This window comes from Desulfoluna butyratoxydans (genome assembly GCF_900699765.1).
Classification (GTDB): Bacteria; Desulfobacterota; Desulfobacteria; order Desulfobacterales; family Desulfolunaceae; genus Desulfoluna; species Desulfoluna butyratoxydans.
Genome location: NZ_CAADHO010000001.1, coordinates 509,007 through 535,842, shown reverse-complemented (window position 1 = coordinate 535,842; position 26,836 = coordinate 509,007). Strand labels below are relative to the sequence as shown.

20 protein-coding genes are annotated in these 26,836 nt (G+C 60.6%); 5 read left to right on the top strand and 15 right to left on the bottom strand.

What is annotated here, in order from left to right; genetic code table 11:
• Positions 1-369 precede the first annotated feature (369 nt).
• The 8 genes from MSL71_RS02365 to MSL71_RS02330 form a co-directional block, all read right to left on the bottom strand.
• Positions 370-1,170: a dihydropteroate synthase gene (locus MSL71_RS02365; RefSeq protein ID WP_180137063.1), complete on the bottom strand. Its 801-nt coding sequence runs from the start codon at positions 1,168-1,170 to the stop codon at positions 370-372.
• 55 nt (positions 1,171-1,225) lie between these two features.
• The gene (locus tag MSL71_RS02360; protein ID WP_180137062.1) at positions 1,226-1,858 is read right to left on the bottom strand and encodes a cobalamin B12-binding domain-containing protein; all 633 of its coding nucleotides are present in this window, start codon (positions 1,856-1,858) and stop codon (positions 1,226-1,228) included.
• A gap of 54 nt (positions 1,859-1,912) precedes the next feature.
• A complete protein-coding gene (locus tag MSL71_RS02355; RefSeq protein ID WP_180137061.1) occupies positions 1,913-3,451 on the bottom strand; it encodes a BCCT family transporter in 1,539 nt (512 codons plus the stop codon).
• A gap of 22 nt (positions 3,452-3,473) precedes the next feature.
• Complete coding sequence (locus MSL71_RS02350) at positions 3,474-4,895, bottom strand: trimethylamine methyltransferase family protein (RefSeq protein ID WP_180137060.1); 1,422 nt, start codon at positions 4,893-4,895, stop codon at positions 3,474-3,476.
• 105 nt (positions 4,896-5,000) lie between these two features.
• Positions 5,001-6,509 (bottom strand): BCCT family transporter, encoded by a 1,509-nt coding sequence (locus tag MSL71_RS02345; protein ID WP_180137059.1) that lies wholly within the window; start codon positions 6,507-6,509, stop codon positions 5,001-5,003.
• Positions 6,510-6,645: 136 nt separating this feature from the next.
• Positions 6,646-6,897 (bottom strand): hypothetical protein, encoded by a 252-nt coding sequence (locus MSL71_RS02340; RefSeq protein ID WP_180137058.1) that lies wholly within the window; start codon positions 6,895-6,897, stop codon positions 6,646-6,648.
• An 8-nt stretch (positions 6,898-6,905) separates the two neighbouring features.
• Positions 6,906-8,399, bottom strand: a complete 1,494-nt coding sequence (locus MSL71_RS02335) for a sigma-54 interaction domain-containing protein (RefSeq protein ID WP_180137057.1) — start codon at positions 8,397-8,399, stop codon at positions 6,906-6,908.
• 185 nt (positions 8,400-8,584) lie between these two features.
• The gene (locus tag MSL71_RS02330; protein WP_180137056.1) at positions 8,585-9,193 is read right to left on the bottom strand and encodes a LysE/ArgO family amino acid transporter; all 609 of its coding nucleotides are present in this window, start codon (positions 9,191-9,193) and stop codon (positions 8,585-8,587) included.
• Between the two features lie 236 nt (positions 9,194-9,429).
• Between MSL71_RS02330 and MSL71_RS02325 the strand changes: the two genes are divergently transcribed.
• The gene (locus tag MSL71_RS02325) at positions 9,430-10,341 is read left to right on the top strand and encodes a LysR family transcriptional regulator ArgP (RefSeq protein ID WP_180137055.1); all 912 of its coding nucleotides are present in this window, start codon (positions 9,430-9,432) and stop codon (positions 10,339-10,341) included.
• 494 nt (positions 10,342-10,835) lie between these two features.
• Positions 10,836-13,376 carry a response regulator gene (locus tag MSL71_RS02320; RefSeq protein WP_180137054.1) on the top strand — a complete coding sequence of 847 codons (2,541 nt, stop codon included), beginning with the start codon at positions 10,836-10,838 and terminating at the stop codon, positions 13,374-13,376.
• Between the two features lie 454 nt (positions 13,377-13,830).
• On the opposite strand, the gene MSL71_RS02315 is transcribed toward MSL71_RS02320, so the two are convergent.
• Together MSL71_RS02315 and MSL71_RS02310 are read right to left on the bottom strand one after the other, a co-directional pair.
• Positions 13,831-14,925 (bottom strand): NADH:flavin oxidoreductase, encoded by a 1,095-nt coding sequence (locus MSL71_RS02315; RefSeq protein WP_180137053.1) that lies wholly within the window; start codon positions 14,923-14,925, stop codon positions 13,831-13,833.
• A gap of 109 nt (positions 14,926-15,034) precedes the next feature.
• Positions 15,035-15,907, bottom strand: a complete 873-nt coding sequence (locus tag MSL71_RS02310) for a PhzF family phenazine biosynthesis protein (RefSeq protein ID WP_180137052.1) — start codon at positions 15,905-15,907, stop codon at positions 15,035-15,037.
• A 378-nt stretch (positions 15,908-16,285) separates the two neighbouring features.
• Here MSL71_RS02310 and MSL71_RS02305 point away from each other — a divergent pair, with 378 nt between their 5' ends.
• Positions 16,286-18,076 carry a VTT domain-containing protein gene (locus MSL71_RS02305; protein ID WP_180137051.1) on the top strand — a complete coding sequence of 597 codons (1,791 nt, stop codon included), beginning with the start codon at positions 16,286-16,288 and terminating at the stop codon, positions 18,074-18,076.
• Between the two features lie 67 nt (positions 18,077-18,143).
• Positions 18,144-19,346, top strand: a complete 1,203-nt coding sequence (locus tag MSL71_RS02300; protein WP_180137050.1) for a hypothetical protein — start codon at positions 18,144-18,146, stop codon at positions 19,344-19,346.
• Positions 19,347-19,453: 107 nt separating this feature from the next.
• Here the strand turns inward: MSL71_RS02300 and MSL71_RS02295 are convergent, their stop codons facing one another.
• From MSL71_RS02295 to MSL71_RS02275, 5 genes are all read right to left on the bottom strand, one after another.
• On the bottom strand, positions 19,454-20,719 hold the full coding sequence (locus tag MSL71_RS02295; protein WP_180137049.1) for a pectin acetylesterase-family hydrolase: 1,266 nt from the start codon (positions 20,717-20,719) through the stop codon (positions 19,454-19,456).
• Positions 20,720-20,972: 253 nt separating this feature from the next.
• On the bottom strand, positions 20,973-21,752 hold the full coding sequence (locus tag MSL71_RS02290; protein ID WP_180137048.1) for a hypothetical protein: 780 nt from the start codon (positions 21,750-21,752) through the stop codon (positions 20,973-20,975).
• Between the two features lie 416 nt (positions 21,753-22,168).
• The gene (gene cydB, locus MSL71_RS02285) at positions 22,169-23,188 is read right to left on the bottom strand and encodes a cytochrome d ubiquinol oxidase subunit II (RefSeq protein ID WP_180137047.1); all 1,020 of its coding nucleotides are present in this window, start codon (positions 23,186-23,188) and stop codon (positions 22,169-22,171) included.
• A 50-nt stretch (positions 23,189-23,238) separates the two neighbouring features.
• Positions 23,239-24,558: a cytochrome ubiquinol oxidase subunit I gene (locus MSL71_RS02280; RefSeq protein ID WP_180137046.1), complete on the bottom strand. Its 1,320-nt coding sequence runs from the start codon at positions 24,556-24,558 to the stop codon at positions 23,239-23,241.
• A 150-nt stretch (positions 24,559-24,708) separates the two neighbouring features.
• The gene (locus tag MSL71_RS02275) at positions 24,709-24,882 is read right to left on the bottom strand and encodes a hypothetical protein (protein ID WP_180137045.1); all 174 of its coding nucleotides are present in this window, start codon (positions 24,880-24,882) and stop codon (positions 24,709-24,711) included.
• Positions 24,883-25,855: 973 nt separating this feature from the next.
• Here MSL71_RS02275 and MSL71_RS02270 point away from each other — a divergent pair.
• Complete coding sequence (locus MSL71_RS02270) at positions 25,856-26,332, top strand: ferritin-like domain-containing protein (RefSeq protein ID WP_180137044.1); 477 nt, start codon at positions 25,856-25,858, stop codon at positions 26,330-26,332.
• Positions 26,333-26,836: the final 504 nt, after the last annotated feature.

The window sequence follows — 26,836 nt, the reverse complement described above, 5'->3', positions numbered from 1 at the left end:
GATCGTGGTTTTTCTGGTTAACTTGCTTTCTTCTCGGAATAACTCCGGTACCAGGGGGGCTTGGGCCTTAAGGTTGCGCTTTATCAAAATGGAATCAGCCTCTTGATGAATGACGGGAGCGTATTCGGCCTTTTCGACGCGTGGTACCGCTCAATCCAGCCATACCCAGCTTTCGAGGTGTTTTCGCAATCGTGGCTTCGCCACCCTCGCCGCCGGAGGCAGGCTTTTCCATACATTTTAACCCGTGACGGCCTGCGTTTGCCTCTGGCAAATGGGGAAGGGCCGCATGCCAGGCATGGGCCCTTCGGGTCGCGCGCAGGATCCGGTTCCGGCAGGGTCGGGGGAACGCCCCTGCCGGCCAGGGGCGGATCAGGCGACGATGTCGCCGGCACGCACGGCTTTCAGGTAGTTCATGCAGAAGTTGTCTGCGCCTTTGAGCATGTCGGCGGTTTTCAGCACGGCCATGATCTCTTTGTCCAGGGGGTCCATGATGGCTGAGTCGTAGCCCCTGGCCATCATCATGGCCAGGAAGATGCGGTTGACCATTTTGCGCTGGGGCAGGCCGTAGGAGATGTTGGAGAGGCCGCCGGTGGTGTGGACCCCTTCGAGCTCGGTCATGATTCTCTCCACGGCGTCCATGGCCATGTTCCCGTTTTCCGCGGCCACGCTCATGGGCTGGATGAGGGGGTCGATGAAGATGTCGTCCCGTTTGAAGCCAATACCTTCGAGTTCGGCCACCAGGGTTTTGGCCCGGTCGAAGATGTCGTCCACGCTTTTGGGCATGCCCGAGTCGTCCATGCACAGGGCGATGATGCGGCACTCTTTTCCCTTCAGGTACTGCATCATGGGGTCGAACCGGTCCTTTTCCAGGCTGATGGAGTTGATGAGGGGCGTCTGCTCCACCAGGCCGTAGGCCATCTCCAGGATGGCCGGGTCCGGGCTGTCCAGGCACAGGGGAAGCTTGGTGGCTCCCTGGATGACGGAGAGGAGCCACTTCATGTCCTCTTCTTCATGGCCGATGCGGGCCCCGGCGTTGACGTCGATGTAGGTGGCCCCGCATGCTTCCTGCCGTTTGACGTCCTCTGCGATGTAGTCGGCGTCCCGCTCGGTGACGGCCGCCTTGACCTTTTTCAGGGTGGTGTTGATGCGTTCTCCGATGACGGTAAACATGGTCTCTCCTTCATTGATGAATTGCCGTGAAAAATGAACACCCGAACCGGCGGGCTTATTTGAGCATGGCCTTGGCCAGCTTGCAGGCGGACCCGGCATCGGAGGCGTAGGCGTCGGCGCCGATCTCATCGGCAAAGGCCTGGTTCACCGGCGCGCCGCCCACCATGATCTTGATGGCGTCTTTTTTGCCTGCTTCGGCAATTTTGCTCACGGTGTCGCGCATGGCCGGCATGGTGGTTGTCAGAAGGGCGGAGAGCCCGACGATATGGGGGTTGAGCTCTTCGATGGCCTTCATGAAGGCGTCGGCGTCCACGTCCACGCCCAGGTCGGTCACTTCAAAGCCTGCGCTCTCCATCATCATCACCACCAGGTTTTTCCCGATGTCGTGGAGGTCTCCCTTCACCGTGCCGATGACCACGCGGCCTGCGGTGCTGGTCTCTCCTTCGGCAAGCAGGGGTTTCAAGATCTCCACGGCCTCGCCCATGGCCTGGGCGGACATGAGGACCTCGGGGATGAACATCTCCCCGGTTTCCATGCGCTCGCCCACGATGTCCATGCCTGCGATGAGCCCGTCGGACAGGATTTCACCAGCGGGGATTCCCTGGTCGAGGGCCTCTTTGACTTGAACCATGAGGGCGTCGCCGTCGCCGGAGATAAGGGTTTCGGTGATGGTTTTTAAATCAGACATGATGACTCTCCATTGTTGTGTGTCGGGTTGTTGGTGATCCTGTTATCCATCTGCTCAGGCCTTGGGTTTTCCTTCCCGGATCAGTTCCCGGGTGAGGGAGAAGAGAAGGCAGAGCATGACGAAGACAAAGGGAAAGGCTCCGATGATGGAAGCCGTCTGCAGGGCTTTTAGCCCGCCGGACCAGATAAGGACCATGGCAAGGCCGCCCAGCAGCAGGCCCCAGAAGATGATGAGGAGCCGTCCTTCGGGGGATTCCGGCCCCCCTGCGTGGCCGCCGGTGGAAAACCGGCTGATCACGAGGGTGGCGGAATCGGCCGAGGTGATAAAAAACGAGGCGATGAGCAGGTTGGCCAAAAGGGCCAGCACCCCGTAGAGGGGCATGTGCGCCAGGGTTTGGAACAGTGCCGCCTCCAGGCTCTGGCTCACCGCGTTCATCAGGCCCGCTCCCTGCTCCAGCTCCAGCCAGACGGCGGTGCCGCCCAGGGCCGTGGAGAAAAGGATGGAGAAGAGAGCGGGCAGGAACATGACCCCCAGGACGAACTCACGGATGGTCCGGCCCCGGGAGATGGTGGCGATGAAGGCCCCCACAAAGGGGGCCCAGGCGATCCACCACGCCCAGTAAAAGACGGTCCAGCTTTCGGTCCAGGCACGGTTACCGAAGAGGCTGAAGGTCGTGGAGAGCGGGAGGATGCCTGTTGTGTAATCGGCCAGGGCGACCCCCAGGGTTTTGACAATGAACCCGAAGGGGCCCTTGACCATGAAAAAGAGCAGCAGCAGGACCATGAAGGCCACGTTGAGCAGGGAGAGCATGCGGATGCCGCGCTTGACACCGCTCAGGGCCGAGGCGATGTACAGGGCCGTGATGACCCCGATGACTGCCGCCGTGGTGCCCGTGCCTCCGGGAAGTCCCCAGGAGAGGTGAAGCCCGCTGGTGATCTGCAGGGCCCCGAGCCCCAGGGAGGTGACCACCCCCATGACCGTGGCCCAGACCGCCAGCATGTCCACCAGTTTGCCCGTGCCCCGCGAGGCCCCGCCGTTCCGGGCTGCCCGGGGAAAAAGGCAGTTGGAGACGGTTCCGGGCAGGCCCTTGCGGAACTGGAAGTAGGCCAGGGGCAGCCCCACGGCCACGTAAGTCCCCCAGGCATGGATCCCCCAGTGGTGGCAGAAGATCTGGAAGGCCAGGCGGGCCGACTCCGCGGTTGCTCCCGTCCCTTTCGGGGGGGAGGCATAGTGGTAGAGGGGCTCGGCAATGGACCAGAAGACCAGGCCGATACCCATGCCGGCGGAGAAGAGCATGGCAAACCAGCTGAGCCAGCTGTACTCCGGCTTTTCGTCGTCGCGGCCCAGGCGTATCCTGCCGTACGGAGAGAGTGCCAGGGCCAGGGCCGCGACGACGAAGAGGTTGACGCTGGAGAGGTAGAGCCAGCTCCAGCTTTGTGTGAGGTAGCCCAGGGCCGCCCCGCTCATGCTTTTCAGCAGGGCGGGGGCTGCGGCCCCGAGCAGGACAAAGGGAACCACCAGGACGGCTGATCCTGTAAAGACTGCAGTGTCTAGGTGACGTCCGATGCGACGGGTGATTCCTCCGGATTCCATGGTGTGTCCTTTCACGTCTCGGTTAAGCGTTCTTGCGACGGTTCACGTATTCGGTGAGCTCCTTTTCCACGGCCGGGTCGATGTCGGGTTTCTCGTACTTGGCCAGGCGCTGACTCATCTTGTCGCCGGCCACTTCGTGGATGCGCTTCTTGCCTCCGGCGCTCCAGGCATCGTAGTTGGTGCGGGTCATGAGATCGGGAAGGAAGAATTCGGTGCGGCAGAGCTTAAAGGTCTTGGGATTGGTGAGGTACTGCCCGCCGATACCGGTCTGCTTGATCATCTCCACGTCGATGCTCTCTTCGTCAAAGCCGATGGGCTTGAGCATCTGGCGGATCATGCCGGCGAGCTCTTCGTCCATGAGGAATTTTTCAAAGCTCATGGCGATGTAGGAGCCCAGGATGCCTGCGGAGTGGAGGATGAAGTTGATGCCGGACCGGGCTGCCGTGGACAGGGCCAGGGCCGATTCCAGGCCAGCCTGTCCGTCGGGGTAGAGGGCGTCGGTGAGACCCCCGCCGCTTCGGCTGGGCAGGTCGTAGAATCGGGCCATCTGGGCGGTGACGTTGATGTTCTTGGACAGGGCCGGGGCGCCGATGGACAGGGCCCCTGTTTTCATGTCCATGGCAGAGGAGGTGGACCCGTAGATCACCGGGGCCCCTTCCCGCACCATCTGGGCCAGGGTGATGCCGGCCAGGATTTCCGCGTTCTGAAGGGCAGCCACGCCTCCCAGGGTCACGGGGCCCGAGGCACCGGCCATGATGAGGGAGGCCACCACGCAGGCCTGGCCGTGGCGGGCCAGCTCGATGAGGGAGCCCACCATCTCGTCGGAGAACTGCAGGGGGGACAGGGAGTTGATGAGGGAGACCGACACCGGGGTGTCCATGATCTTGTCCTTGCCGCCGAAGACGATGGCAGCCATCTCAATGCCGTCCATGGCGCCCTGGCGCGAGACCGGAGAGCCCATGCAGGGCTTGTCGCAGAGGAGGAAGTTGGAGAGCATCATGTCCATGTGGACGGTCTCCGGCGGCATGTCCGAGGGCTCCACCATCATCCATCCGTTCATGTCGATGTACTTGGAGGTGTGGATGAGCTTGCAGAAGGTGTCGTAGTCTTCCATGACGGCCTCCCGCTGCACCCCGTCGGTGTCGATGATGTACGGGGCGCCGTAGCCGGGGACAAAGACGAAGTCGTCCTTGCCGATGGCCACGTTTTTCGCAGGGTTCCGCCCGGCGACGGTGAAGCTTGCCGGGGCTTTTTCCACGGCGCTTCGCACCTGCGCTTCGGTGAGGAATACTGTCTTGCCCTCTGTTTTCACGCCGTTTTTCCGGAAGATGTCGATGGCTTCCTCATCGTTGAAGACAATTCCCGTGTTCTTGAGAAGATCCATGGCGCTGTCATGGATCCGGGTAAACTCCTCTTGGGTTAGTTCCTGCATTCTGTCGTACATCGATGGTCTCCTTCGTTGGAACATGTCCGGGACATGGTGAAAAACGGGCACCGGCGGAGCCGGTGCCCCGGTTTTGCGGGGCGGCGTCCATGCCCCGCGTGCGGTCTATTCGTCGGGTGTCTCCTTGATGTGTTTGTTCAGCCCCCGGAAGGTGCCCCAGAGGCAGATGAGCAGAAGAAAGATCATGGGAAAGGCCGTGGCGATGGAGGCGGTCTGGATGGCCTTGAGCTTGCCGGTACCGGCAAGGACCGCGGCCACGGCGCCCAGGGCGATGCCCCAGAAGGCCCGCAGGTTGCGTCCCGGGTTCTCTTTGCCGGAGACAAAGCAGGCCAGAGAGAGGGCCGCGGAGTTGGCGCTGGTGACGAAAAAGGTGGTGATGAGAAAGATCAGGAAGATGGCCAGGATGCCGGTTAAGGGCAGGTGCTGGGCAATGGCGAAGATGGCGCTCTCCACCCCGTGCTCCTTGAGGATGGGGGTGACGTCAAAGCTGATGCCCGAGCCGCCCACCACGCCGTACCAGAGGAAGTTCCCCAGGGTAGGAAGGATCAGGACGGCGGCGATGGTCTCACGGATGGAGCGGCCCTTGGAGATGCGGGCGATGAAAACCGAGACAAAGGGCGCCCAGCTCATCCACCACGCCCAGTAGAAGACGGTCCAGCCGCCGATCCAGTTGCCTTCGATGCCCGGTGCCGTGTAGAGGCTCATGGGCAGGAAGTGAACGAGGTACTGGCCCAGGGCGTTGGTGGTGAGGTTGATGAGAAAGATGGTGGGCCCGAAGACGAGGATAAAGAACCAGACCCCGATGAAGACCCACATGTTGACGTCGCCGACGATCTTGATCCCTTTCTCCACCCCGGTGTAGACGGCGATGGTAAAGATGACGGTGAGCACGGCGATGATGATGTAGATGGCGTTGGTGCCCAGCTCCAGGCCGTACTGGTATTTCAGGCCGCTGGAGAGCTGCAGGGCCACCAGGCCCGTGGTGGTGGCAAGCCCCCCTAAGGTGGCGAAGACGGCAAAGATGTCGATGACTTTTCCCCAGATGCCGTAAATGCGTTCACCGATGGCATAGTAGAAGGCGCTGGAAAAATTTAAAGGGAGGTTTTTGGTGTAGCAGGCGTGGGCCAGGGCGATGGTGAGGATGGCGTAGATGGCCCAGGCTGAGAGGCCCCAGTGGAAAAAGGAGTAGGTCATGGCGTTGGCGCCGGTCTCCGGGGTGAGGGCTTCACCGCCGAAGTAAGGGGGCGGGCTCATGAAGTGGTAGGCCGGTTCCGCCGGTCCCCAGAAGACGATGCCTGCGGCAATGGCCGAGCCGAAGAGCATGGCGAACCAGGAGAAGTTGGAAAACTCGGGCTTGTCCCCGGGGAGTCCGAGTTTCAGGCGGCCGTATGTCCCTCCCATGAGGACGAGGCAGCCGGCCACCAGCAGAAACGCCGTCAGGAGATAGAGCCACCCCCACTTCTGGGTGGTCCATCCGAAGACGGCGTTGATGGTTGTGTTCATGTTCTCCGGAAAGAGGATCGACCACAGGATAAACAGCACGGTGACGGATGCCGAAACCCAGAAGATGATCGGATCGAAGGGCCTTGCGTTTTGATGATCGGTCTGAGACATGTGTAACCCCTTTATTAGCCATGATGTTGCATGCGTACGCGGAGGCCGGACGGCCCGGTACGGACTGGAAACCTCATGACCGCACTAAAGAGCAAGGGGTGTGCCAAGGGGTTGTCTTTGCGGTAACATCGGTGGGTTAAAACGTGAGAACGTGCGTGATTGCGGTGGATGGTGCTGAACGCTGTTTTGCGTTGATAGGGCGATCCGGGTGAAAGGATTTTTTCAGTTTTTCGGTTTTGTCAAAATATTTTTCTAAATTCGCAAAATATTTTTCACCCTCCCCCGGACAGACAGGTCCGGGGGAAAAGGCGAGATGATTATTACTTGTTGGTTGGGGATTTTGTTTTTGAGTTCCGTGTGTTGACTTTATTTGATGCGGATGACGCATGGCGGCCCCTAACCGGCGGGTGGATCGGCAAAGGCCTTTCGGTTGAGCTTGTGCTTTTTCATTTTGTAATGGAGGAGCTGCCGGGAGATGCCCAGGATCTTCGAGGCCCTGGAGACGTTGCCGAAGGAGTGGGTAAGGGCATGGGTGATGGTCTGCCGCTCCGTGGCCTTCTGGGACTCCGACAGGTTGTTTGTGGAGGATAGGGGCGCTGCGGCCGGCATGAGCTGGTGAAAAGGACCTGTGTCCGTAGATTCCCAGGCCGTGTCCTCAAGGCTGTCGCCCATGACGTTCAGGGTCTCAAAGGCGGAGGTGAAATGCCGGAGGCCGATGATCTTGTTCTGGCCCGCGCTGTTCATGGCCCCTTCAATGAGGTGCTCCAGCTCCCGGACGTTGCCGGGCCAGCGGTACCCTTTAAACAGGTCGAGGACCCTGGGGGAGACCCCTTTGACGTGGGTCCCGAAGGTGTGGTTGAGGGTGAGGATGAAATGGCTGATGAGGTTTTCCAGGTCATCGAGCCGGTTTCGAAGGGGGGGGATCTGGACGATGACCACGCCCAGGCGATAGAAGAGGTCGGTTCTCAGCTGGCCGTTTTTCACGGCCTCCCTGGGGGAGCCGTTCATGGCGCTGATCACCTTGAGTTCCACCTCCACCTCTTTGTGGGAGCCGATGCGCCGGAATTTTTTCTCCTGCAGGACCCTCAAGAGCTTGGCCTGGAGGGTGGTGGGCATGGCCAGGAGCTCGTCCAGAAAGAGGGTGCCTCCGTTACCCATCTCCAGGAGGCCCGGCTTGTCCAGGGCGCCGGTGAAGGCCCCCTTGACCGTACCGAAGAGCACCCCTTCCAGGAGGTTTTCCGGGATGGCCGCACAGTTAAGGGCGGTATAGGCCTTGTTTTTCCTGGCGCTGTGGTTGTGGATGGACTGGGCAAAGAGCTCTTTGCCCGTGCCGGTCTCGCCGATGAGCATGATGGGTGACGACGAGGATGCCGCCTCCCGGGCCGTGACCATGGCCCGCTGGAGGTCGTAACTGTCTCCGATGATGTCCCCGAAGGTGTAGCGGGTGCCGTTTCCCTTGTTTTTGTTGAAGCTGGGGACGGCGATCATGGGGGTGCTCTTCTGGAGGATGTTGTAGTCTTTGACAAAGCAGATGGCCCCGGTGACGCGGGAGCCGTCGAAAAGGGGAAAGATGGAATGGATGGTGTGGGCCACCTTTCCTTTTAGGGTACGGTAAAAAAAGGTGCGGTTTCGGATGGCGCACTTTTTTTCCATGCATTTGGCAATCATGCTGGTCTCGTCGGAGAGCTCGTAGACCTCGGTGAGATGCTTGCCGATGATCTCCTCGGGATCGGCCCCGTCGATCTGGGCCTGGGTGTCGTTGTAGTAGACGATGATCCCCTGGTGATCGGTGATGATAATGCCTTCGTCAAGCTGGTCCAGCACGCTCAAGAAGTTGATGCGGGTGACATCAAACAGCGACTCGGACCGTGACTTCCTGTGTTGACCCATTGAACAGACTCCACGTATGACTGGGGTTGATACGGTGTTGCCCGGGGCACAGCCTCAGGGCACCGGCCGAGGGCAGTCGGCCGGCCTTGCCGTCCCCGGTGAGGGCGGCAATGCCTTGAGGGTGAATGGTGCCTGATAGGTGTACCTTGAATGATCTCTTCGTGGATGTCAATCTTGTCGGTGCGTTAGACCATATTTATAAGAAGGGAAAACGCGATGCCCCACATGACGAGGCCCACCAGGGTGTCGAGAATGCGCCAGGCCCTTTGCCTCCGAAAGACGGGGGCCAGCAGGTTGCCCCCCAGGCTCAGGAGAAAAAACCAGGCAAAGGAGGCCGTGACCGCACCCAACCCGAACCAGGGGCGCTGCGCCACAGGGTACTGGCCGCTGATGCCCCCCATGAGGACCAGGGTGTCCAGATAGACGTGGGGGTTCAGCAGGGTGACGGCCAGGGTGGCCAGCACCGCGGCTTTAAGGGGCGTGCGTCCCGCCTCTTTAGCCTCCAGGCTGCCTCCCCGGTATGCCGACCGGAAGGCACAGGCCCCGTACCAGAAGAGGAAGGCGGCGCCTCCCCAGGCTGCGATGCGGGTGAGCAGGGGATGGGCGGCCACGGCCGTGCCCACCCCGAGGATGCCCACGGTGATCAACAGGGCGTCGAAGAAGCTGCAGATAAGGGGGATCACCAGGTGATGGTTGCGCTTCACCCCCTGGCTGAGGACAAAGGCGTTTTGGGCGCCTATGGCGATGATCAGGCCTGCGCTGGTGCCGAACCCCTTGAGAAATGGCGAAATCATGATGTCGTGAGTTCCTTGTATTGTAACAGCCGGTGCCACCTCAGGCAGCCGGGATCGTTTCTGTGGAAAGCCGGGGGGCCGTGAGCCTGTCCCTGCGGTGATGACGCCCCCTTTGTAGGGGGATCCGATTGTAAAAGTAAAATTAATTATATATATACATCATAAGAAAAACGAATAATGTGACGGGCCTCAGCCGGTCCGGGGACACGCTTTGTTACGCATTTCGGGAGCACGCCATGCATGACTACAAGCTGATAGAGGCCATGGCCCGCGTGGTTCTGGAGGGGGGCTTTGAAAGGGCGGCCAGGGTTCTCAACATCTCACAATCCGCAGTTTCCCAGCGGGTCAAGCTCCTGGAGGAGCAGGCCGGGCAGGTGCTGTTGAGCCGGACGGCTCCGCCGTCTCCCACCCGGGCCGGAGAGCTCTTCCTGGCTCACTACTTCAAGGTCTCCCACCTGGAGGCGGACCTGGGCGAGACCCTTGCCCCGGGGGCAGATGAAGGCTTTCACACCCTCACCGTGGGGGTCAACGCAGACAGCCTGGAGACCTGGCTCCTGCCCGGGCTGGCCGCATTTCTGGAGAGGGAGCGGGTGCTCCTCGATTTTTGCGTGGATGACCAGGACGAGACCCTGCGTTTTTTAAAGAGCGGAGAGACCGTGGGGTGCATCACCTCCAGTGCGGAGCCTGTCCAGGGGTGCCGCATGGCCTACCTGGGGGCCATGGTGTACCGTATGGTGGCGTCCCCGGCCTTTGCCGAACGCTGGTTTGGCGCCGGGTTCGAAGCTGGCGCCGCGTCGCGGGCCCCGGCAGTGCTCTTCAATCGCAAGGACGAACTCCATGGGCGGTTTCTCAAAGCCTGGTTATCATATCCTCCACGGTCCTTTCCCCGTCATTATGTTCCGTCGTCCGGAAGCGTTGTGACCACCATTGTCCAGGGCATGGGGTATGGCATGGTGCCCATGCAGCAGGCCTCGCCCCTGCTTTCTGCCGGGGCGCTCACGGATGTGGCCCCGGGCAGGGAAATAAAGGTGCCGCTGTTCTGGCATGTCTGGAACGTGAAGTCGGCCCTTTTGGAGCGGTTTTCCCGCGGGCTGGTGGAGGGGGCCCGTCGCACCCTTCTCCAGGAGACGCACGGCGAATCGCCGTGACGGAAGGGCGACGGGGCGAAATGGGAGAGACGTCGCCCTCACGGTGTGATCCGTTCGGCGGGATGCCTCGCCATTCGGTGCATATCAAGGTGGTGGGCGGTGCCGATGCCGCAGGTGAAAAGGGGGAAGGGGGGTGTCTTTTCGTCAACTGGGAATAAAGGTTTTGTCAACTGTGACGAAAAGAACATTAAGGAAAGGCTTGGTGGGGACGTCAGGGTTCGGGGGAAACAATTCACACGGCTGCGTCATGTGGGCCTCCTGTCGGTGCTTTGTATCAGCCTGAAATACATTTGGATTGCCCGGCTGTTTGTGGCCTTGGGATTGCGCCGCAGCTCGGTGCGTGAGCCCCGTTCATCCCGTGTGGGGTGTGCGGCGCTTTTACGAAACACGCAGGGGACATGTGAATGATCAATTTCTCATCATCAACGATGCGCAGACAGACGGAGGGACGAACCGGACGGTTACGTCCATGCGCCCTTTGTTGCCTGTGCCCTGTGGCAGTGCTGCTTTGCCTGGTGGCCTTTCTTTCGGTCTCCTTTGCCGCCCCTTCGGTTCCTGATCCCCTGACTCCCAAACAGCGCAAGTGGCTCGAAGCCCGCAAGGGCCGCCTCACCCTTGCCTTTGAGCCGAACTGGCCCCCGGCCTCCTTTTTCGGAGATGAGGGCCAGGTGCAGGGCATTGCCCCTGAATACATCTCCCTCATCGAAAAAAAACTGGGTTTTGAGTTTACCCGGGTGCGCTACGCCACCTGGGCCGAGATTCTCCAGGCCGGATACCGCGGCGAGGTGGACGTGATCCCCACCATAGCCCGGCTTCCCTCCCGCGAGCAGCACCTGGCATTTACGCGGACCTATTTCCAGGTGCCCACCACCATTGTAACGGGCCCGGAAACGACCGGGGGCATCAACCTGGAGGGCTTGGTGGGCAAGCGGGTCTGCGTGCTGAAAGGGAGCGTGGATCACGAAATCCTGTCCAGAAAGTATCCGGGAATCGTGGTGGACCCCGTGGATTATACCCTTGAGGGGCTTCTCAAGGTGGATCGCCGGGAGGCCGAGGGCCTGGTGTCCGATGTGGCTTCCACCTCCTATCTGATAGAAAAGCACGGGCTGGTGCGGCTTCAGACCCTGGGATACACCCATTACAGCTACGAGATCTGCATGGGGATCTCCCGGCAGCATCCCATGCTGGTGGAGATCATGAACCGGGGACTGTCCCTGATCTCGCCGGAAGAAAAGCGGGATATTTTCAAAAAGTGGCTTTACCTGAAAACCCACCCCGTCTACAGGGATCCTTCCTTTCGTACCTATGCCATCGGCCTGGTGGTGTGCCTGGTGGGGGCGGTCCTCGGCGGTTTTTTTGTCTGGAACCGGAGCCTGCGGCACGCCGTGGACCGCGCCACCCGACTGAGCCGCAGGGCGGAAGAGTCCCTTCGGGCCCAGGCCTCGGAGCTGGAGGGGGCCAGGCAGCGGGTGGCCCGGGCCAACCTGGAGCTGACCCAGGTTTTCAACGCCTCCATTCCCATGCTGATCATTGACCGAAGGTTTCGCCTGCTGCGGATGAACAGCACCTTCAGCGAGCTCTTTGGGGAGGATGCCTCCCTTGCCGTGGGCAAGCACTGCTACGAGGTGATTCGCAGCGATATGTGCCGCACCAATGCCTGTCCCCTGGTCCAGGCCCTCTCCGGGGTCACCCCCGTGCGGGGGGAGAGCCTGTTCTCCACGGCAAGCCGCGAGGGCATCCCCTGCATGGTGGCCGCCAACCCCCTTACGGACCGGGACGGTCGCCTTCTGGGCATCGTGGACAGTTTTATCGATATCTCCCGTCTTTTTCAGGCCGAAGAGGAAAAAGAGCTGTTGCGCGCCCAGCTTCGGAACTCCCAGAAGATGGAGGCCCTGGGCACCCTGGCCGGGGGCATTGCCCACGATTTCAACAATATTCTCTCCCCCATTATCGGGTACGCGGAGATGACCCAGCTTTCCCTGCCCCCGGACAGCCGGGAGGCGGAGAACATGACGGGCATCATCAAGGCTTCCCAACGGGCGAGGGACCTGGTGCGCCGGATCCTGACCCTCTCCAGGCGCCACCAGTCCGAGCTCAAGCCGGTCCATGTCCAGGCCGTGGTCCAGGAGGCCCTGACCCTCCTGCGCTCCACCCTGCCCAGCACCATCGGCATCCGGGAGAGGCTCCACGCCGAAGGCCGCCTGATTTTCGGGGACCCCACCCATGTGCACCAGGTCATCATGAACCTGGGGACCAACGCCTACCACGCCATGGAAGGCATGGGGGGCGGGACCCTGGAGGTGGCCCTGGAGGCGGTCTCCATGAACGAGAAGGAGTCCCCGTTTCCGGGAAATCCCTCGGGATCCTGCCTGAGACTCGTGGTGAAGGACTCGGGGGTGGGCATGGACGCGGCCAGTCGAGACAGGATCTTCGACCCGTACTTCACCACCAAGGAGGAGGGCAAGGGCACGGGCCTGGGATTGTCCGTTGTCCACGGCATCGTCCGGGAGTGCGGCGGCACCATCACCGTGGACAGCGAGCCGGGCAAGGGCAGCACCTTTACCCTCTGTTTCCTTGAGGTGGAAGGGGAGGCCGTGCTTCCGGAGCCCGTTTCCACAGAGGCCCCTCCCAGGGGCCGCGAGACGGTCCTGGTGGTGGACGACGACGAAGAACTCGCCTTTTTGCTCAAGCGGATGCTCAGGCGTGCCGGGTACCGGGTGTCGGTGTTTACGGAGAGCAAAAAGGCGCTGGACCATTACCGGGCGAGCCGGGGCAACTACGATATCGTGGTGAGCGACATGACCATGCCCGGCATGACCGGCATGGCCCTGACCCGGGAGATCAAGGCCATGACTCCCGGGATACCGGTGATCCTCTGCACGGGCTACAACGACCGCAGGGCCCGGCAGGCAGCCGAGACCATCGGCGTTCGGACGTTTTTGATGAAACCCGTGGAGATGCACACCCTGCTCACAGCCGTGCGGCAGGAGCTGGACGCGGGTGATGAGGCGTGGACACCGTCAAAATCAGGTTAAATCCGATGTGTAGCGGGCACAAAGTAAAAGCCAAAAGCGATGTCTTTTAGTGTGAAAGTGCATGGCAAAACCAGCCTCCGGCGGCAAGGTGGGGGCACCTTGAAACCCTATGGCGAATGCATGGAGGCCGTTGCCATGCGAACGCTGTCAGGGCATTGGCGTGAAGGGTGAAGTCTGGCAACCGTCAAGGCAGGGGAGGCCCATGTCATTCTTCTAAAAACATGACGCGGGCGTTCTCAGACTCGTTTGAGTTTTACCGGAATAATTGCCGGTGACAAGGGTGGAGCAACCACTTAAATTAAATGTCCTGAACGCAGGATGCAAATGCGCTTTGTCCGCCGGGAAAAGTCACATTCAACGTGTATAACGGAATCCATTCAAGACGAAATTTTAAGATCTGTTTGTTGGACTTTTTAAAGGTTTAGCCCCCGGCAGGGCCGTCGGGGGCGTCTTTTTACCCTTTTTTCCGTGCCATGCAGCGGATGCCGTCGCCCCTTCGGGCCGGGACAAAGCATCGACAGCAGGAGTTGCACTGGGCGGGGGTGGTGTCTCCCTGTTTCCATCGGGCGATGAGGTTGGGCTCCCGGATGAGGGGGCGGGAGAGACTGATGAGGTCGGCCCGGCCTTCGTCGTGCATGGCAAGGGCGGTCTCAAGGGAGCGGACGCCTCCCACGAGCATCACGGGGACCTGCACCGACTCCTTGACGGCTTTGCCTGCATCGCGGAAGTAGGCTTCTTTTTCCGGGGCGTCGATGCGGGGTCGGATGGGGGCAAGCTCCCCGCTTTCCGGGGTGCCGCCGCTTACCTCGATGGCGTCGATCCCCTCATGGGCCAGACGGACGGCCACGGCGCAGGCCTCGTCCAGGGTAAAGCCACCCTTGACGTGGTCGGCGCTGTTGAGCTTGATGAGCACCGGGTAGTCAGGACCCACGGCATCGCGGATGGCGGTGGTGACCTCCAGGAGAAATCGCATGCGGTGCTCCACGGAGCCGCCGTACCAGTCGCTGCGACGATTTTCCAGGGGGGAGAGGGACTGGCTGAGGAGGTAGCCGTGGGCGCTGTGGATCTGCACCCCGTCGAAACCGGCTTTTTTGGCCCTGACGGCTGCCTCGGCAAAGGCGGTGACCACCAGCTTGAAGTCGCAGGGGCCCATCTCTTTTACCGGGGGCTCTTCGGCTCCGGTGACGGAGATGATGCGCGGGGGACGGCCCGACTCGTCGGTGTTGGCGCGCCTTCCGGCATGGGCCAGCTGGGCCGCAATTTTACCGCCGCGGGCGTGGACCGCCTCCACCATTTTGGTGAGTCCGGGGAGAAACGCGTCGTCGTGGATACCCAACTGTTTCGGGCCTGCCTTGCCTTCGAGTTCCACAAAGGCGTGGCCCGTGATGATGAGGCCCACACCGCCGTCGGCCAGGGTGGCCATGCAGTCGATGAGCCGTTGGGTAACGCAGCCGTCGGGCCCGGCCATCCCTTCCCAGGTGGCGGACCGGACAAAGCGGTTGGCAAGGGTCATGCCGTTGATGGTCATGGGGTCGAAAAGGGGGTGCATTGCGATCTCCTGTCTGGTGTATCAGATATCAATTGTCCTGATGAAGCTATATCAAATGGTTGTGATCACGCCAATAAAAATGTGGCGCTCCTTGTCCGGCCACGGAAGGTCAACCCGATGTCGGCGGGGGAACCGTCGTTTCCACAGGGGTGCCGCCGTATCCTCCCACGGTGACCCCGGTGGGTCTTGTATCATCACAGGCAAGGAGGACATCCATGCGGGACGGGCTGCCCATGGCGTGTCCCTGCTCGAAGATGTAGCGCTCCTGCTGGTGACCGTTCATCCACAGGTAGGCGGCCAGGGCTCCGCTGGCGCTTCCGGTGGCCGACTCCTCATCAATGCCGTATGCCGGGGCAAAGTTCCGGCAGCATGCGGTATGGGCGGGGTTCCGGGGCTCCATGCAGAAGAGGTGGAACCCCACGGTGTCGGTTTCGGTGTTAAAGGCTGCCATGGCCCCGAGGTCCGGGATGACCGCTTCGAGGAGCCTTCGTGAGGGCAGGGGGACCAGGATGTCCGTGAGGCCTGTGGAGACGGGCTGGATGGGCAGGCCCGTTGCGGTGAGCTCCTCGGGCGCAAGCCCCAGGATGGGGGCCACCCGGGCCGGATCAAGTATCGGGTCGAAGGCAGGGGGTTTTTGATCCATCCACACCGCCCCGGAGTTATCCAGGGTCACGCGGATCTCTCCTTCCCTGAGCCCTTGGCGATGTCGTCCCGGTCGCACAAGGCCCAGGTGGGCCATGACAGTCCAGGCCGCCACAGTGGCGTGGCCGCAGAGATCCACTTCGGCCACCGGGGTAAAATAGCGGATGACAGGGCAGCTGCTCAAAAGACCCGAAACAAAGGCGGTTTCCGAGAGTCCCACGTTGCGGGCCAGGGCCTGCATGGCGGCCTCGTCCAAGTCGTCGGCGAAAATCGCCACCCCTGCACCGTTTCCACCGCACCCGGCGTCTGTATAGGCTTGCTGGAGAAAGAGTCGCATCATACTGATTTTGATAGCACGCCGGGGCAACGGGGAAAAGCAGAAACATGGACAAGTAACAACAACGGTTCCTGTTGCGTCGAAACTTGTGATCCAGCCCGCACAAATCATCAGGGTTTATGCCGGGCGAAGCCCGAGTCGAAGGCCCTTGCGCTTTGGCCCGAGGAACGAGGGACAAAGCGCAAGGGCAATATGCTTTCGAGGTGGCTCACCTCGCCGCCGGAGGCACGCTTTTAATGCTGGCTTTGCCATAGACGTCTGCTTTTCTCAATGGCTGGCGCTGATGTCATTGATATTATCATTTTGACATCGGGGGGGCGGCCACACCATTCTACCGTTTACGCCTGAATTTCCCTTACCATGACAGGAGAGACCATTCTCGTGAAAACAGGAAGCCTGCGATCCTTTTCCGACCCTTCCCAATCCATTCTTCCCCGGTGCACCGGCTGCGGCAAGTGCCGGGTGGGGTGCGCTTTTTTGAAAGAGCACGGAAGCCCCCTGGAGATTCGGGAGCTGTTGGAGACCAGGCCGGAGGAGGCCCTTCGCCTGGCGTTTCTCTGCTCTCTGTGCGGGCTCTGCACGGCGGTCTGTCCCGAAGGGGCGGATCCCGCGGCCTTTTTTCTTGCCTTGCGGCGGGAAGCGGCGGAGAGCGGCAAGGTGGATCTGTCGCCTTACACGCGCCTGCTTGCCTACGAGGCCCGGGGGGTGTCCAGACGGTTTACCTGGGCCCATCTGCCCGAAGGGTGCGATACGATCTTTTTTCCGGGGTGCGGCCTGTCGGGAACGCGGTCCCACAAGACCTTTCGCGTCTGGCAGTACATCAGGGAACAGGTCCCCCAGGCGGGCCTGGTTCTGGACTGCTGCACCAAGCCCTCCCATGACCTGGGGCGGCAGGGGGCCTTTGAGAACGCCTTCGGGGAGCTGCATCGCTGGCTTCTGGACCGGGGCGTGCGCCGCGTGGTGGTGGCTTGCCCCAACTGCTTCAAGGTCTTCCATCAGTACGGCTCGGGCCTTGAGACCCAGAGCGTCTATGAGCTCATGGCAGGGGACGCGGACCTTGTCCCAACACCTGTAAGCGGGGCGTTGAGGATGCACGACCCCTGTGCGGTGCGGTTTGAAGAGGGGATCCACGGGGCGACCCGGGAGCTGGCCCTGCGAAGCGGGGTGTCCCTGGTGGAGTCCGCCCGCAGCGGCAGGCGGACCCTCTGCTGCGGGGAGGGGGGCGCTGTGGGGGCGGTCTGTCCCGGCCATGCCGAGGCCTGGCGGCAGAGGATCCAAGGGGATCGGGCCGGAGAGGCGGTCCTCACCTACTGCTCGGGGTGCGCCTCGCGTCTCGGCGGCCGGGGAGGAGCCCGGCATCTTCTGGATTTGTTTTTTAATGACGGCAACACGATTCCCAAAGCCACCGGGAGCCCTCTGACCTATCTTCACCGCCTGGGCCTTAAAAGGCGGGTGAAAAAGATTTCGGAGCCTGCGGTGACCCGTGAGCGGCACGTCTCCATGGGCGGCGGCTCAAAGGGGGCATGGTGGGTCAAGGGGTTGATCCTCATGGCCCTCATCGGCATGGCAGCCGCTTTGAAAATCTCAGGCTTCACGGATTCTCTGGCCCCGGAGGCGGTGAGGCAGTGGGTGGAAGGCTACGGCCTTGCCGCGCCCCTTATCTTTGCGGCCCTCTACTGCATCGGGCCCTGCCTGCTTCTTCCGGCAAGTCCCCTCACCCTTGCCGCAGGGCTTCTTTTTGGTCCGGTCATGGGGCTGGCCTGCACCATGGTGGGTGCCACAGGCGGTGCCACCCTGGCTTTTCTTGTGTCCCGCTACCTGGCAGGGGACTGGGTGCGCGGGAAGGTGGCGGGCACCGGCCTGGAGCGCCTGGACCGCAAGGTGGCCGAGGAGGGGTGGAAGGTGGTGGCCTTTACCCGTCTGGTGCCGGTGTTTCCCTTTGTTCTCCTTAACTACGCATTCGGGCTGACCCGGGTGCGACTCTCCCACTACGTGGCGGCCACCGTTGTCTGCATGTTTCCCGCCACCCTTGCCTTTATTCTCTTTTCCAGCTCCCTGCTGGACCTTCTCCAGGGGCGGATTACCGCGCCCTTTGTGGGGGGATTTCTCCTTTTGTGTGCTGTGGGTACGATTCCTTTTATCGTGAAGCGTTTCTGGAAGAAGGCTCCGTGATACGGCCTCGACAAACAGGCTGTAAGGGGCTATGATACCGGTGCGTTAAGCGGATGAAAGGAGGGGTATGGCGCGTGCTCGGGCTTTGCTTACCGGTGTCTCTCTGTTTTACCTTACCTTCTGGGTTCCCCTGGCGGCGGTTGTCTACACGCCGTTCTGGTACGATGCCGCCTGCGGGATCCATGGCCGTTGCGGGCGTCTGAAAACCGGTCCGCCCAGGGTTCTGGTCCGGGAGCTTACCTCTTTTCTCTCCCATGGCGGGGCCCTTGCCCATGGGGCATGGACGGCCAAAGAGCGCCGTCACCTGGCAGAAGCCCGGGACCGGCTGGACCTTGCTGCGGTGGTCGCGGCAGCGGCCCTTGCCTGCCTTGCCTTTGCCGCGACCCCGTCTTTGCTCAGGGGCAGTGCCCTGGTCAACCTTGCTCTGTTTCCTTTGCTTACGGGGATCTTTCCGTTTTTTTCCACCTTCTGGCGGGACCTGTTTCACCCGCTTCTTTTTTCCAATCAACTCTGGCTCAACACCCCTTTGGATGTCTCCTATTACCTGATGCCCAGGCGATTTTTTTTCTGGACCCTGGCCCTGGGCATCGGTGCTGCCGTGGCTGCCAATCTGATGGTTCTGGCGTGCACACGGATCACGAAACAAAGGGGCGCGAACCGGACCACAACGACAGGAGGCAACATGGCGCGTATCGGCTGGGTGGCAGTGGGGTTGGTGGCAGGGGTTCTTTTGACCTTGGGGGCCCGGATGGTCGTGGGCAGAGGGGATGTCCCGGAACGTGGGATGGATACAGCGGCCCTTGAAGAGACGGTGGCCGGTGAACAGGGCAGTGCGGCCGAGGCCCAAAGCGGTGAAACCGGCGTGAAACCGGTGGCCCGGGAAGCTGAACAGCAGGAGCCCTTTATGCCGGACATGGACCGCATGCGGACAAGCCTTCCCGACAACCTGGCCATCCCGCCCCAGACCGAGGAGGAACGCTGGCAACGGGAGGAGGAGAAAAAGTCCCGCAACGAACTCTTCGGACGCATCAGCGCCAACATCGCCTCCGAGGACGAGGTCCACAGCTATTACGACGAGCAGGCCGTTCTGACACGGGACAGCATCGCCATGCTGGAGTGGATTTTAAAGGAGCATAAATGGGAGATGAGCCAGCGGGACCTGGCCCAGCATCAATTTTTGCTGGAGCAGTTCAAGAAACGGCTGGAGGCCATTCCGGAGCGGGAGGCCCGGGCCCTGGAGCGGATCGAAACCAAGCAGGCCAACGGGTAAGGGCCGAAGGAACCACAGGGACAAGAGGGCCCAGGGAAAAAGCAGGCCCCCGGCAGGGTTGCCGGGGGCCTGAGGTAAATCGTTACGTTGTCTGTCTGTTCCGTGCCTTACAGAGCGCCCATGAGCAGGTCAAGGAGGTCCCAGAGGGGGTAGGGCCTGTTGAGCTCTTCCTCGGTGGGCTCTTCGTAGTACTGCATGGCGGCCATGCCGGCCCCGTTGTTGATGAGGCGGTCGGCGTAGTCTCCCACGTTCATGCCCGTGCCGGTGATGTCGGTGTCGTCAAAGGAGAGGATGCAGGAGCAGTGGCTGTCGTTGAAGGGGCGGTAGTAGGGGACGAAATAGCCGATGTTGCCGTTTTCTGCGTAAAGGTCGTCGTACATGGCCATGAGATAGCCCTGATCCGCGGCCCACATGGCGTGGATCTCTTCTTTGGGCGGGAAGTCGTAGAACCGCTCGTACGAGTAGCCCGAGTAGTTGCCGTCCATGGTGAACTGGGTGTGCGCCAGCTTGTCGGCGGGGTACTGGCGAGACAGGGCCACGCTTAAGCTGCCGTAGTCATCGGCGTCGAAATCACCGGGGATGTCCTGGCCCAGGATGTCGATGACGCTGTCCACGTTCCAGGCACTGCGGATCTTGGTGTGCAGGGGCAACGAGAACTGGGGAGAGTCTTCGGCCGTGGAGTAGATGGGACCGGAGTCGTTGAGGAGGATGGCCTCGCCCACACGATCGCCCAGGCCTTTGCGGATGAAGTGGTAGTTGAGGATGGAGCCGGCGCCTCCGGCGCTGCATCCGCTGACCATGAGCTTGGGAATGGAGTCGAAGTGGTCCTTGAAGGGCCCCTTGGTCATCCAGTTGAGAATTCCCTGGGTGTTGGTGTAGCCGTTGTGGTGCCACTCCAGGCTTTCATCGGAATCCTCGGATTCGTAGGTGGTGGTGTTGTTGCCGATGAAGATGTCCCCGGTGCAGTAGGGGACAAAAATGATGGTCCAGCCCTGGGTGTCCACACGCTCCCAGGGGTGGGCGCGAAAGATAAAGGGCGACATGATGGCGGGGATGGAGAATCCGTCCATGTAGTCGTCGGGGATGCCGTTGGGGTTGGCCGCACCCCGGATTCCGCTTTGTCCCGAGCAGCTGGGGTAGTCCCAGCAGGCCCCGCCGGCCTCAAAATAGATAAGCACATTGTCACTGGTCAAAGACGGGTTGACGAAGAATTTGTAAGGGGACCCGTTTCCGCACACATACTCCACGTCTCCCTCGGGTTCAAGCTGCACAAGGTTCCACTGGTAGTACTTGATGTCCTCGTCGCAGCCCCCGAAAAGAAAGGGGAGCAAAAGCACGATGACCAAAAAAGGAATAACGGACCATCTGCGCATGGCTACATTCTCCTGATTTTGGGTTGGTGGGGTGCCCACGCGGGAAAGGTCCGAAGATCGCCCTGAAAGGGCCGACGCCGGGTGTTGCACGGGGATGACACAGGGAGCCGGTTCCTTTCATGTCGCGTGTGCACGGCATGTCATGGGCGGGGGGGAGGCTCCGGTGGCGGTGTGTGGCCCTGGCGGCTGAGGAATGGGATGAATTGCATTTGGTCTATTAAACGCCGTTCAAATGAAAAAATCAACAATTGATTCATTTCGTTAGGGATGCCCGCGGCTCAACGGCCGTGATGGTGACAAAGCCGTCGTCGTAAAGGGGAGACACCGGGGGATCCAGGTGAGGGGTGAGGCAATCGGCCACGCTCACAAGGTGGATGGGGCGGTCCATGGCACCTATTGTGGCCGCCAGTTTTCGGTACAGGGGAAGGGTCGTCTCCGAAGGCCTCACCGGGCGGTAGAGGTAAAGGAGGGTAACGCCGGAAAGATCGGTGGCAAAGAGGTCCCCGTGGCGCCAGGAGACGCGGTGGTCGGCAATACCCAGGATCCGCTGGAAAAGACGCCCGGCGTTCAGGTGCCCTTTGGAGAGTTCCACCTGCAGGGTGTGGCGGTGGGGGCAAAGGCACTGGAGGAGGAGACCCTGGAGGCCGTTTCCGGCGCCCAGATCGGCCATGCATGTGTCCGGGGAGACAAGCTCCTTTGTCATGAGCAGGGGCAGGAGGCCCCCGGAGAGGCCGTGGAGGCCCTTTTGCTCATCCAGCTGCTTTTTTTCCTCTTCGGTGTATCCGGCTCCTGCGGTGTGGAGGGTGCGGTAGAGCTCCAGCAGGGCATACTCCTGCTCTTCGGTGTCTCCGTCGACCCGGGCGGCGGCAAGGTGGTTGCGCCAGGTTTCGGCTTCCGGGGCGAGACGCAGCACCTCGGGGTGGCCGGCCAGGGTCATGAGGGCTTTTTCGATGATCTCCACCCCCTGTACCGTGCAGATGGTGGCCTCAAGGGCGTTGCGGATGGCGGTGAATCGGTTCTGCAAGGCGTCCATGGTCTCTCCTGGTTCAGCTGGCTCGGGATTGGCAGCACCTGTGGTGCCGGGTCAGTTGACGGCACCTACGGCTCATAGCACAGAGAAGGGCAACTGCAACCAAAAAAGCGTGCCTTCTATGGTTAAAGTGGGCAAGAAAAGCCTGCCTCCGGCGGCCAGGGGATTTTTAGCCTAAGTGGCTTCGCCACCCCTGGACCCCAGGTTGCGAATGCCCTCTCCCTTCGTTCCTCAGGGTGAGGGCATTCGCGAAGGTTTCTGGATAAGTGAGCAAGATCTGTTTACCAAACGTTTCAAAAGTTTGGCCCCCGGCAGGGCCGCCGGAGGCAAACATCTAAATGCGTCAGCCCTGCAAAAAAAGCCCTGCACGCGTGCAGGGCTTTTTTATTATGGCGTTTTCAACGGAATGTGTTTCGGCCTTAGTGGGCGTAAAAATCCTCCTCGGTGACCTTGTGGCTGAAGACGCTGTAGGCCCAGACCTGGTAGGCGATGACCAGGGGGATGAAGATGAGCACCACGGTGAGCATGATCTTCAGGGTCAGGGGGCTGGATGAGGCGTTGAAGGCCGTGAGGCTGAAGGCCGCATCCAGGCTGGAGGGAAAGAGGTTGGGAAAGAGACCGACAATCCCGTAGAAGGTGGCGCCGAAGATGGTGGTGCAGGAGGCGAACCACGCCTTGAACCAGGCTTCTTTGGCGATGAAGAACCGGATGGCCGCAAGGGCCGCCACGGTGATGGCGATGATCACAAAGAGCGCGGGCTGGGCAAGGTAGTTGCCGTAGAGGTCCGTTGCAAACCAGCTGGCGCCCAGGAAGGTGACGGCGGCCACCAGGAGGATGGGCCAGAGGATCCGTGCCGTGCGGATGGTGCGTGCCTGGAGGTCCCCTTCGGTGCGGATGCAGAGCCACAGGGCCCCGTGGAGGGTGAAGAGGAGGACAAAGAGCACGCCCCCTGCCAGGCCGTAGGGATTCAACAGGGTAAAGAGGTTGCCTTCGTACACGCCCTCGCCGTTGAAGGGGATCCCCATGAAGATGTTGGCAAAGGCCACCCCGAAGAGGAGGGCGGGCACAAAGCTGCCGATGAAGATGGTGGTGTCCCAGACCTTTGTCCAGACCGGGCTGACGATCTGGTCCCGGAACTCAAAGGAGACGCCGCGGATGATCAGGGCAAACAGGATGAGCATCAGGGGCGTGTACAGGGCCGAGAACATCACGGCGTACACCGTGGGAAAAGCGGCGAAGGTGACGCCCCCTGCGGTGAGGAGCCACACCTCGTTGCCGTCCCACAAAGGGCCGATGGCGGCCACCATGGTGCGTTTGTCCGTTTCGCTCTTGCCGAGGAAGGGGTAGAGGGTGCCCACCCCGAAGTCAAACCCGTCGGTGATAAAAAAGATGGCCCAGAGGAGCCCCCAGAGAAAAAACCACGTTGACTGCAAAACCATGAATATGTCCTCCCTAATTCAATTCAGAAGATGAGTGCTGCGTGTTCAGCTTAAGCGACGGTTTCCTGTGCAGGCGCCGGACCGGTTTTGGCGTGCTTGATCATGAGCCAGAAGCCCACGAAGCCCAGGAGGCTGTACACCACGATAAATCCGATGAGGCTCGCCAGGACCTGGGACGAGACCACCGGCGATGCTGCCTGGGAGGTCTTCATGAGGCCGTAAACGATCCAGGGCTGCCGTCCCACCTCGGTAAGGACCCATCCGGCTTCGATGGTGAGCAGCGGCAGCGGGATGGCAAGGACCATGGCGGTGAGGAGCCTGCGACTTTCAAGGAGCTTGTTGCGTTTGACAAAGGCCCACACCGTGAGAAAGATCAGCAGGGTGGCGCTGCCCACCATGGTGCGGAAGGCCAGGGAGGTGATGAGGACCGGGGGCCGTTCGTCTTTGGGGATGTCCTTGAGGCCGATGATTTCGGCGTTGAAATCGTGCTTGCCCAGGAAGCTCAGGAGGCCTGGGATGCGGCCGAATTCGATGAGGTTCCGTTCGTTCTTTTCATCGGGAATGGCCAGGATAAAGGAGGGAGCCCGGGTGGTGGTCTCCCAGTGGGATTCCATGGCAGCCAGTTTGGCGGGCTGGGTGTTGGTGACGTTGACCCCGTGCATGTCGCCGGAGACGGCCACCACGATAGCGGAGACAACCCCGAAGATCAGGCCGAGGCGAAAGGCCCGGGTGAAGAGCTCCACGTTCTGCTTCTTAAGAAGGTGCCAGGCGCTGATGCCCATGACAACGAAGGCGCTGTACATGTAAGCGGCCGACAGGGTGTGGGAGATCTCCAGCAAGGCATACTTCTGGGTGATGACCGCCATGAAGTCGGTGAGTTCGGCGCGGCCGTTGCGGATGGTGTAGCCCACGGGGTTCTGCATCCAGGCGTTGGCAATGAGGATCCACACCGAGGAGAGGGAGCCGGCCAGGGCCACCAGCCACATGACCGTGGCGTGGGCTTTGGCCGAGAGCTTTTTCCAGCCGAAGATCCAGATACCGATGAAGGTGGATTCCAGGAAAAAGGCGGCGGTGGCTTCAATGGCGAGCAGGGAGCCGAAGACGTCCCCTACGTATTCGGAGTATCGGGACCAGTTGGTGCCGAACTGAAACTCCAGGGTGATGCCGGTGACCACCCCTAATGCCACGTTGATGAGAAAGAGTTTGCCAAAGAATTTGGTCATGCGAAGCCAGGTCTCATCCCCTGTTTTCGCATAGCGGGTCTCCATGATGGCCACCAGAACGGAGAGCCCCAGGGTCAATGGGACAAAAAGAAAATGGAACATGGTCGCAGCGGCGAACTGCAGACGGGAGAGCATAACGACATCCATGAATTCCTCCTTACAGCCGGGTCCAGGTCAAGATAAATCTTTATAGTAAATTAAGTGGTGTGTACGTCGCCTCCGCACGGACGGCTTCGAATGCCTTGCCAAAGGGGGCCATGCGAAGCCGTCGCGTGTCGGTATGTCCTTGTGTGCATGTTAACCTGCGGTGTTTTTTACATCCAGGATCTCTTTGCAGGAACGGCACGTATGGGTCTTCTCCACTTCGTCCGAGAAAACCTCATTGACGGTCCCGCATTTTTTGCAGGTTACTTCAATGGGTTGAATGCTTTTAAAGGGCTCGTGCCCGGGACAATGTTGGGTGGTGTTCATGGGTGCCTCCTTAAGCGAAAGTGGCTCTTAAACCATCGTTCATTGTTGGGTGGGCCCGGCGGTGTCAACGGTGCGGGCCTCTGCATTCAAACTAGGGACGAAACGGGTCGGCGAACCGAATGCCAGAAAGAAAAGCAAAACATGTGCCAAAAATGAGCGCAGGCAGGGGCCCGGTCGCGGTAACTGGGGTCGGTCAAAAGCAACCACACCGTTGGGTGCGCGGATGGGATCATAATATGGATAGCGGTCGATTCGTCTGTCCAACAGGGGAATCATACGGCTTAATACCATGGGGTGCAAAGGGAAAATGCTTTTTTTTGCTGCAATCTCGAAGGGATGGGGTGTCGCGAGCCATGCGGTCCGGAGACGCTACTGTCTCGAGTCGCTTTTGAGACAGGCCGTGCTGCACATGTGGCGCTTGTTTTTTTTAGTGCATTTCGTACGGGTTAAAGGGGCACCCTGGCTGGGTGCCCGGGGCGGCGCAGCGATGAGGGCGGCCTTCTTGGGGAACGGCGGTCGGTTGGAATGTCTCATTTTTCTAATGGATGGAACAGAGGCCATGGCTCATGATCAGGCCAGGGCGTCGCCTTTGGTGCCCTCCTTGGGAACACTGAAACGCGAAAAATGGCGCACTGACTTGACTTGTTCTGGTTAGGAATTATATATGTGTCTGAAACAGAGGCGGCTAACTGGCGGATTATTAGGGGCTTTGGATGCCCCGTTTTTTTCCGGGACGGTTCGTGCCGCGACGCCGCACCCATCGGGTGGCACGAATCTTGAAACAATTGCCCCTTGAAGTGAAGCACAAGAATATCCGGCTCCGGGGCCTGGCGGCATGAGATTGTCAGTGCCGCAGGGGACTCAATGGCATCAGGCAAAGCCGGAGATGCAGCAGACGTCTAATCGGTTTGAAGGCGAATCGGTTCTTCGCTTTCGACACGTGATCATTTACCATTCTTTAAGGAGAAGAGAGATGGGCCTGGGTTTTAATGCAGACGAAATTTTCGAGATGGCAGAGCAGATTGAACGCAACGGAGCCAAATACTACCGCGATGCAGCCGAGGCGGTAACCAACGCAGATGATAAGGATTTCCTCGTTGAACTGGCCGCCATGGAAGACGACCACGAAGTGACCTTTGCCGGCCTGCGAAAAGAGCTGAGCGCCGACGACAAGGCCGATGTGACCTTTGATCCCGAAGGGGAAGCGGCTCAGTACCTCAAGGCCCTTGCCGACACCCGCGTGTTCTACGACAAGGCCATGGACCTCTCCTCCATGGAGGGCATCCTCAAAGGTGCCATCACCGCGGAAAAAGACTCCATCGTCTTTTACCTCGGCATGAAGGACCTGGTCGCCGGAAACCGCGGCAAAGCCCGCATCGACGACATCATCAAAGAAGAGATGAAGCACATCAAGCTTCTTTCCGGGCGTCTCCTTGCCAACGGCAAGTAAGTGACGGCTTCCGGGGCGCCGTCGACCCGCTGAGGGTGAACCCCCGGATATCAGGATTTCAAGGCACCTGCTCCCTTTACATGACACATGAAGGGGGGCAGGTGTTTTTTTTTGCGGCTTGCCGTGGTTGAAAAACCACGACGCAACGATTCAGGTGTACCTCGGGGGCAATGCTGCCTGGGGAGACAGCAATCCGAATCGTGACAGGATAACTTCTCCTTGAAAAAAAGTCGCAAAAAGGATAAATTTCCAGAATGATTATCAATCATGCCTCAACCGGCTGCCAACGCCCCTTCTTCCTCCTCCTGCGATAGTCCGCCACACTCCTCCGGCGTGTTACTCCCTGCAATCGGTACCGGTTTTTCTGCTTGTGCCGGTGGTGACGTTTTTTAAGCGGCGTCGCCTTCCGGTGTTCTTGATGCGTCCGCCGTTTTATTTGAATCCACGACGAGACCGGCCGTGTCGTCCGAATCACGGGCGACGGCGTTTCCGGTGACTTGCATG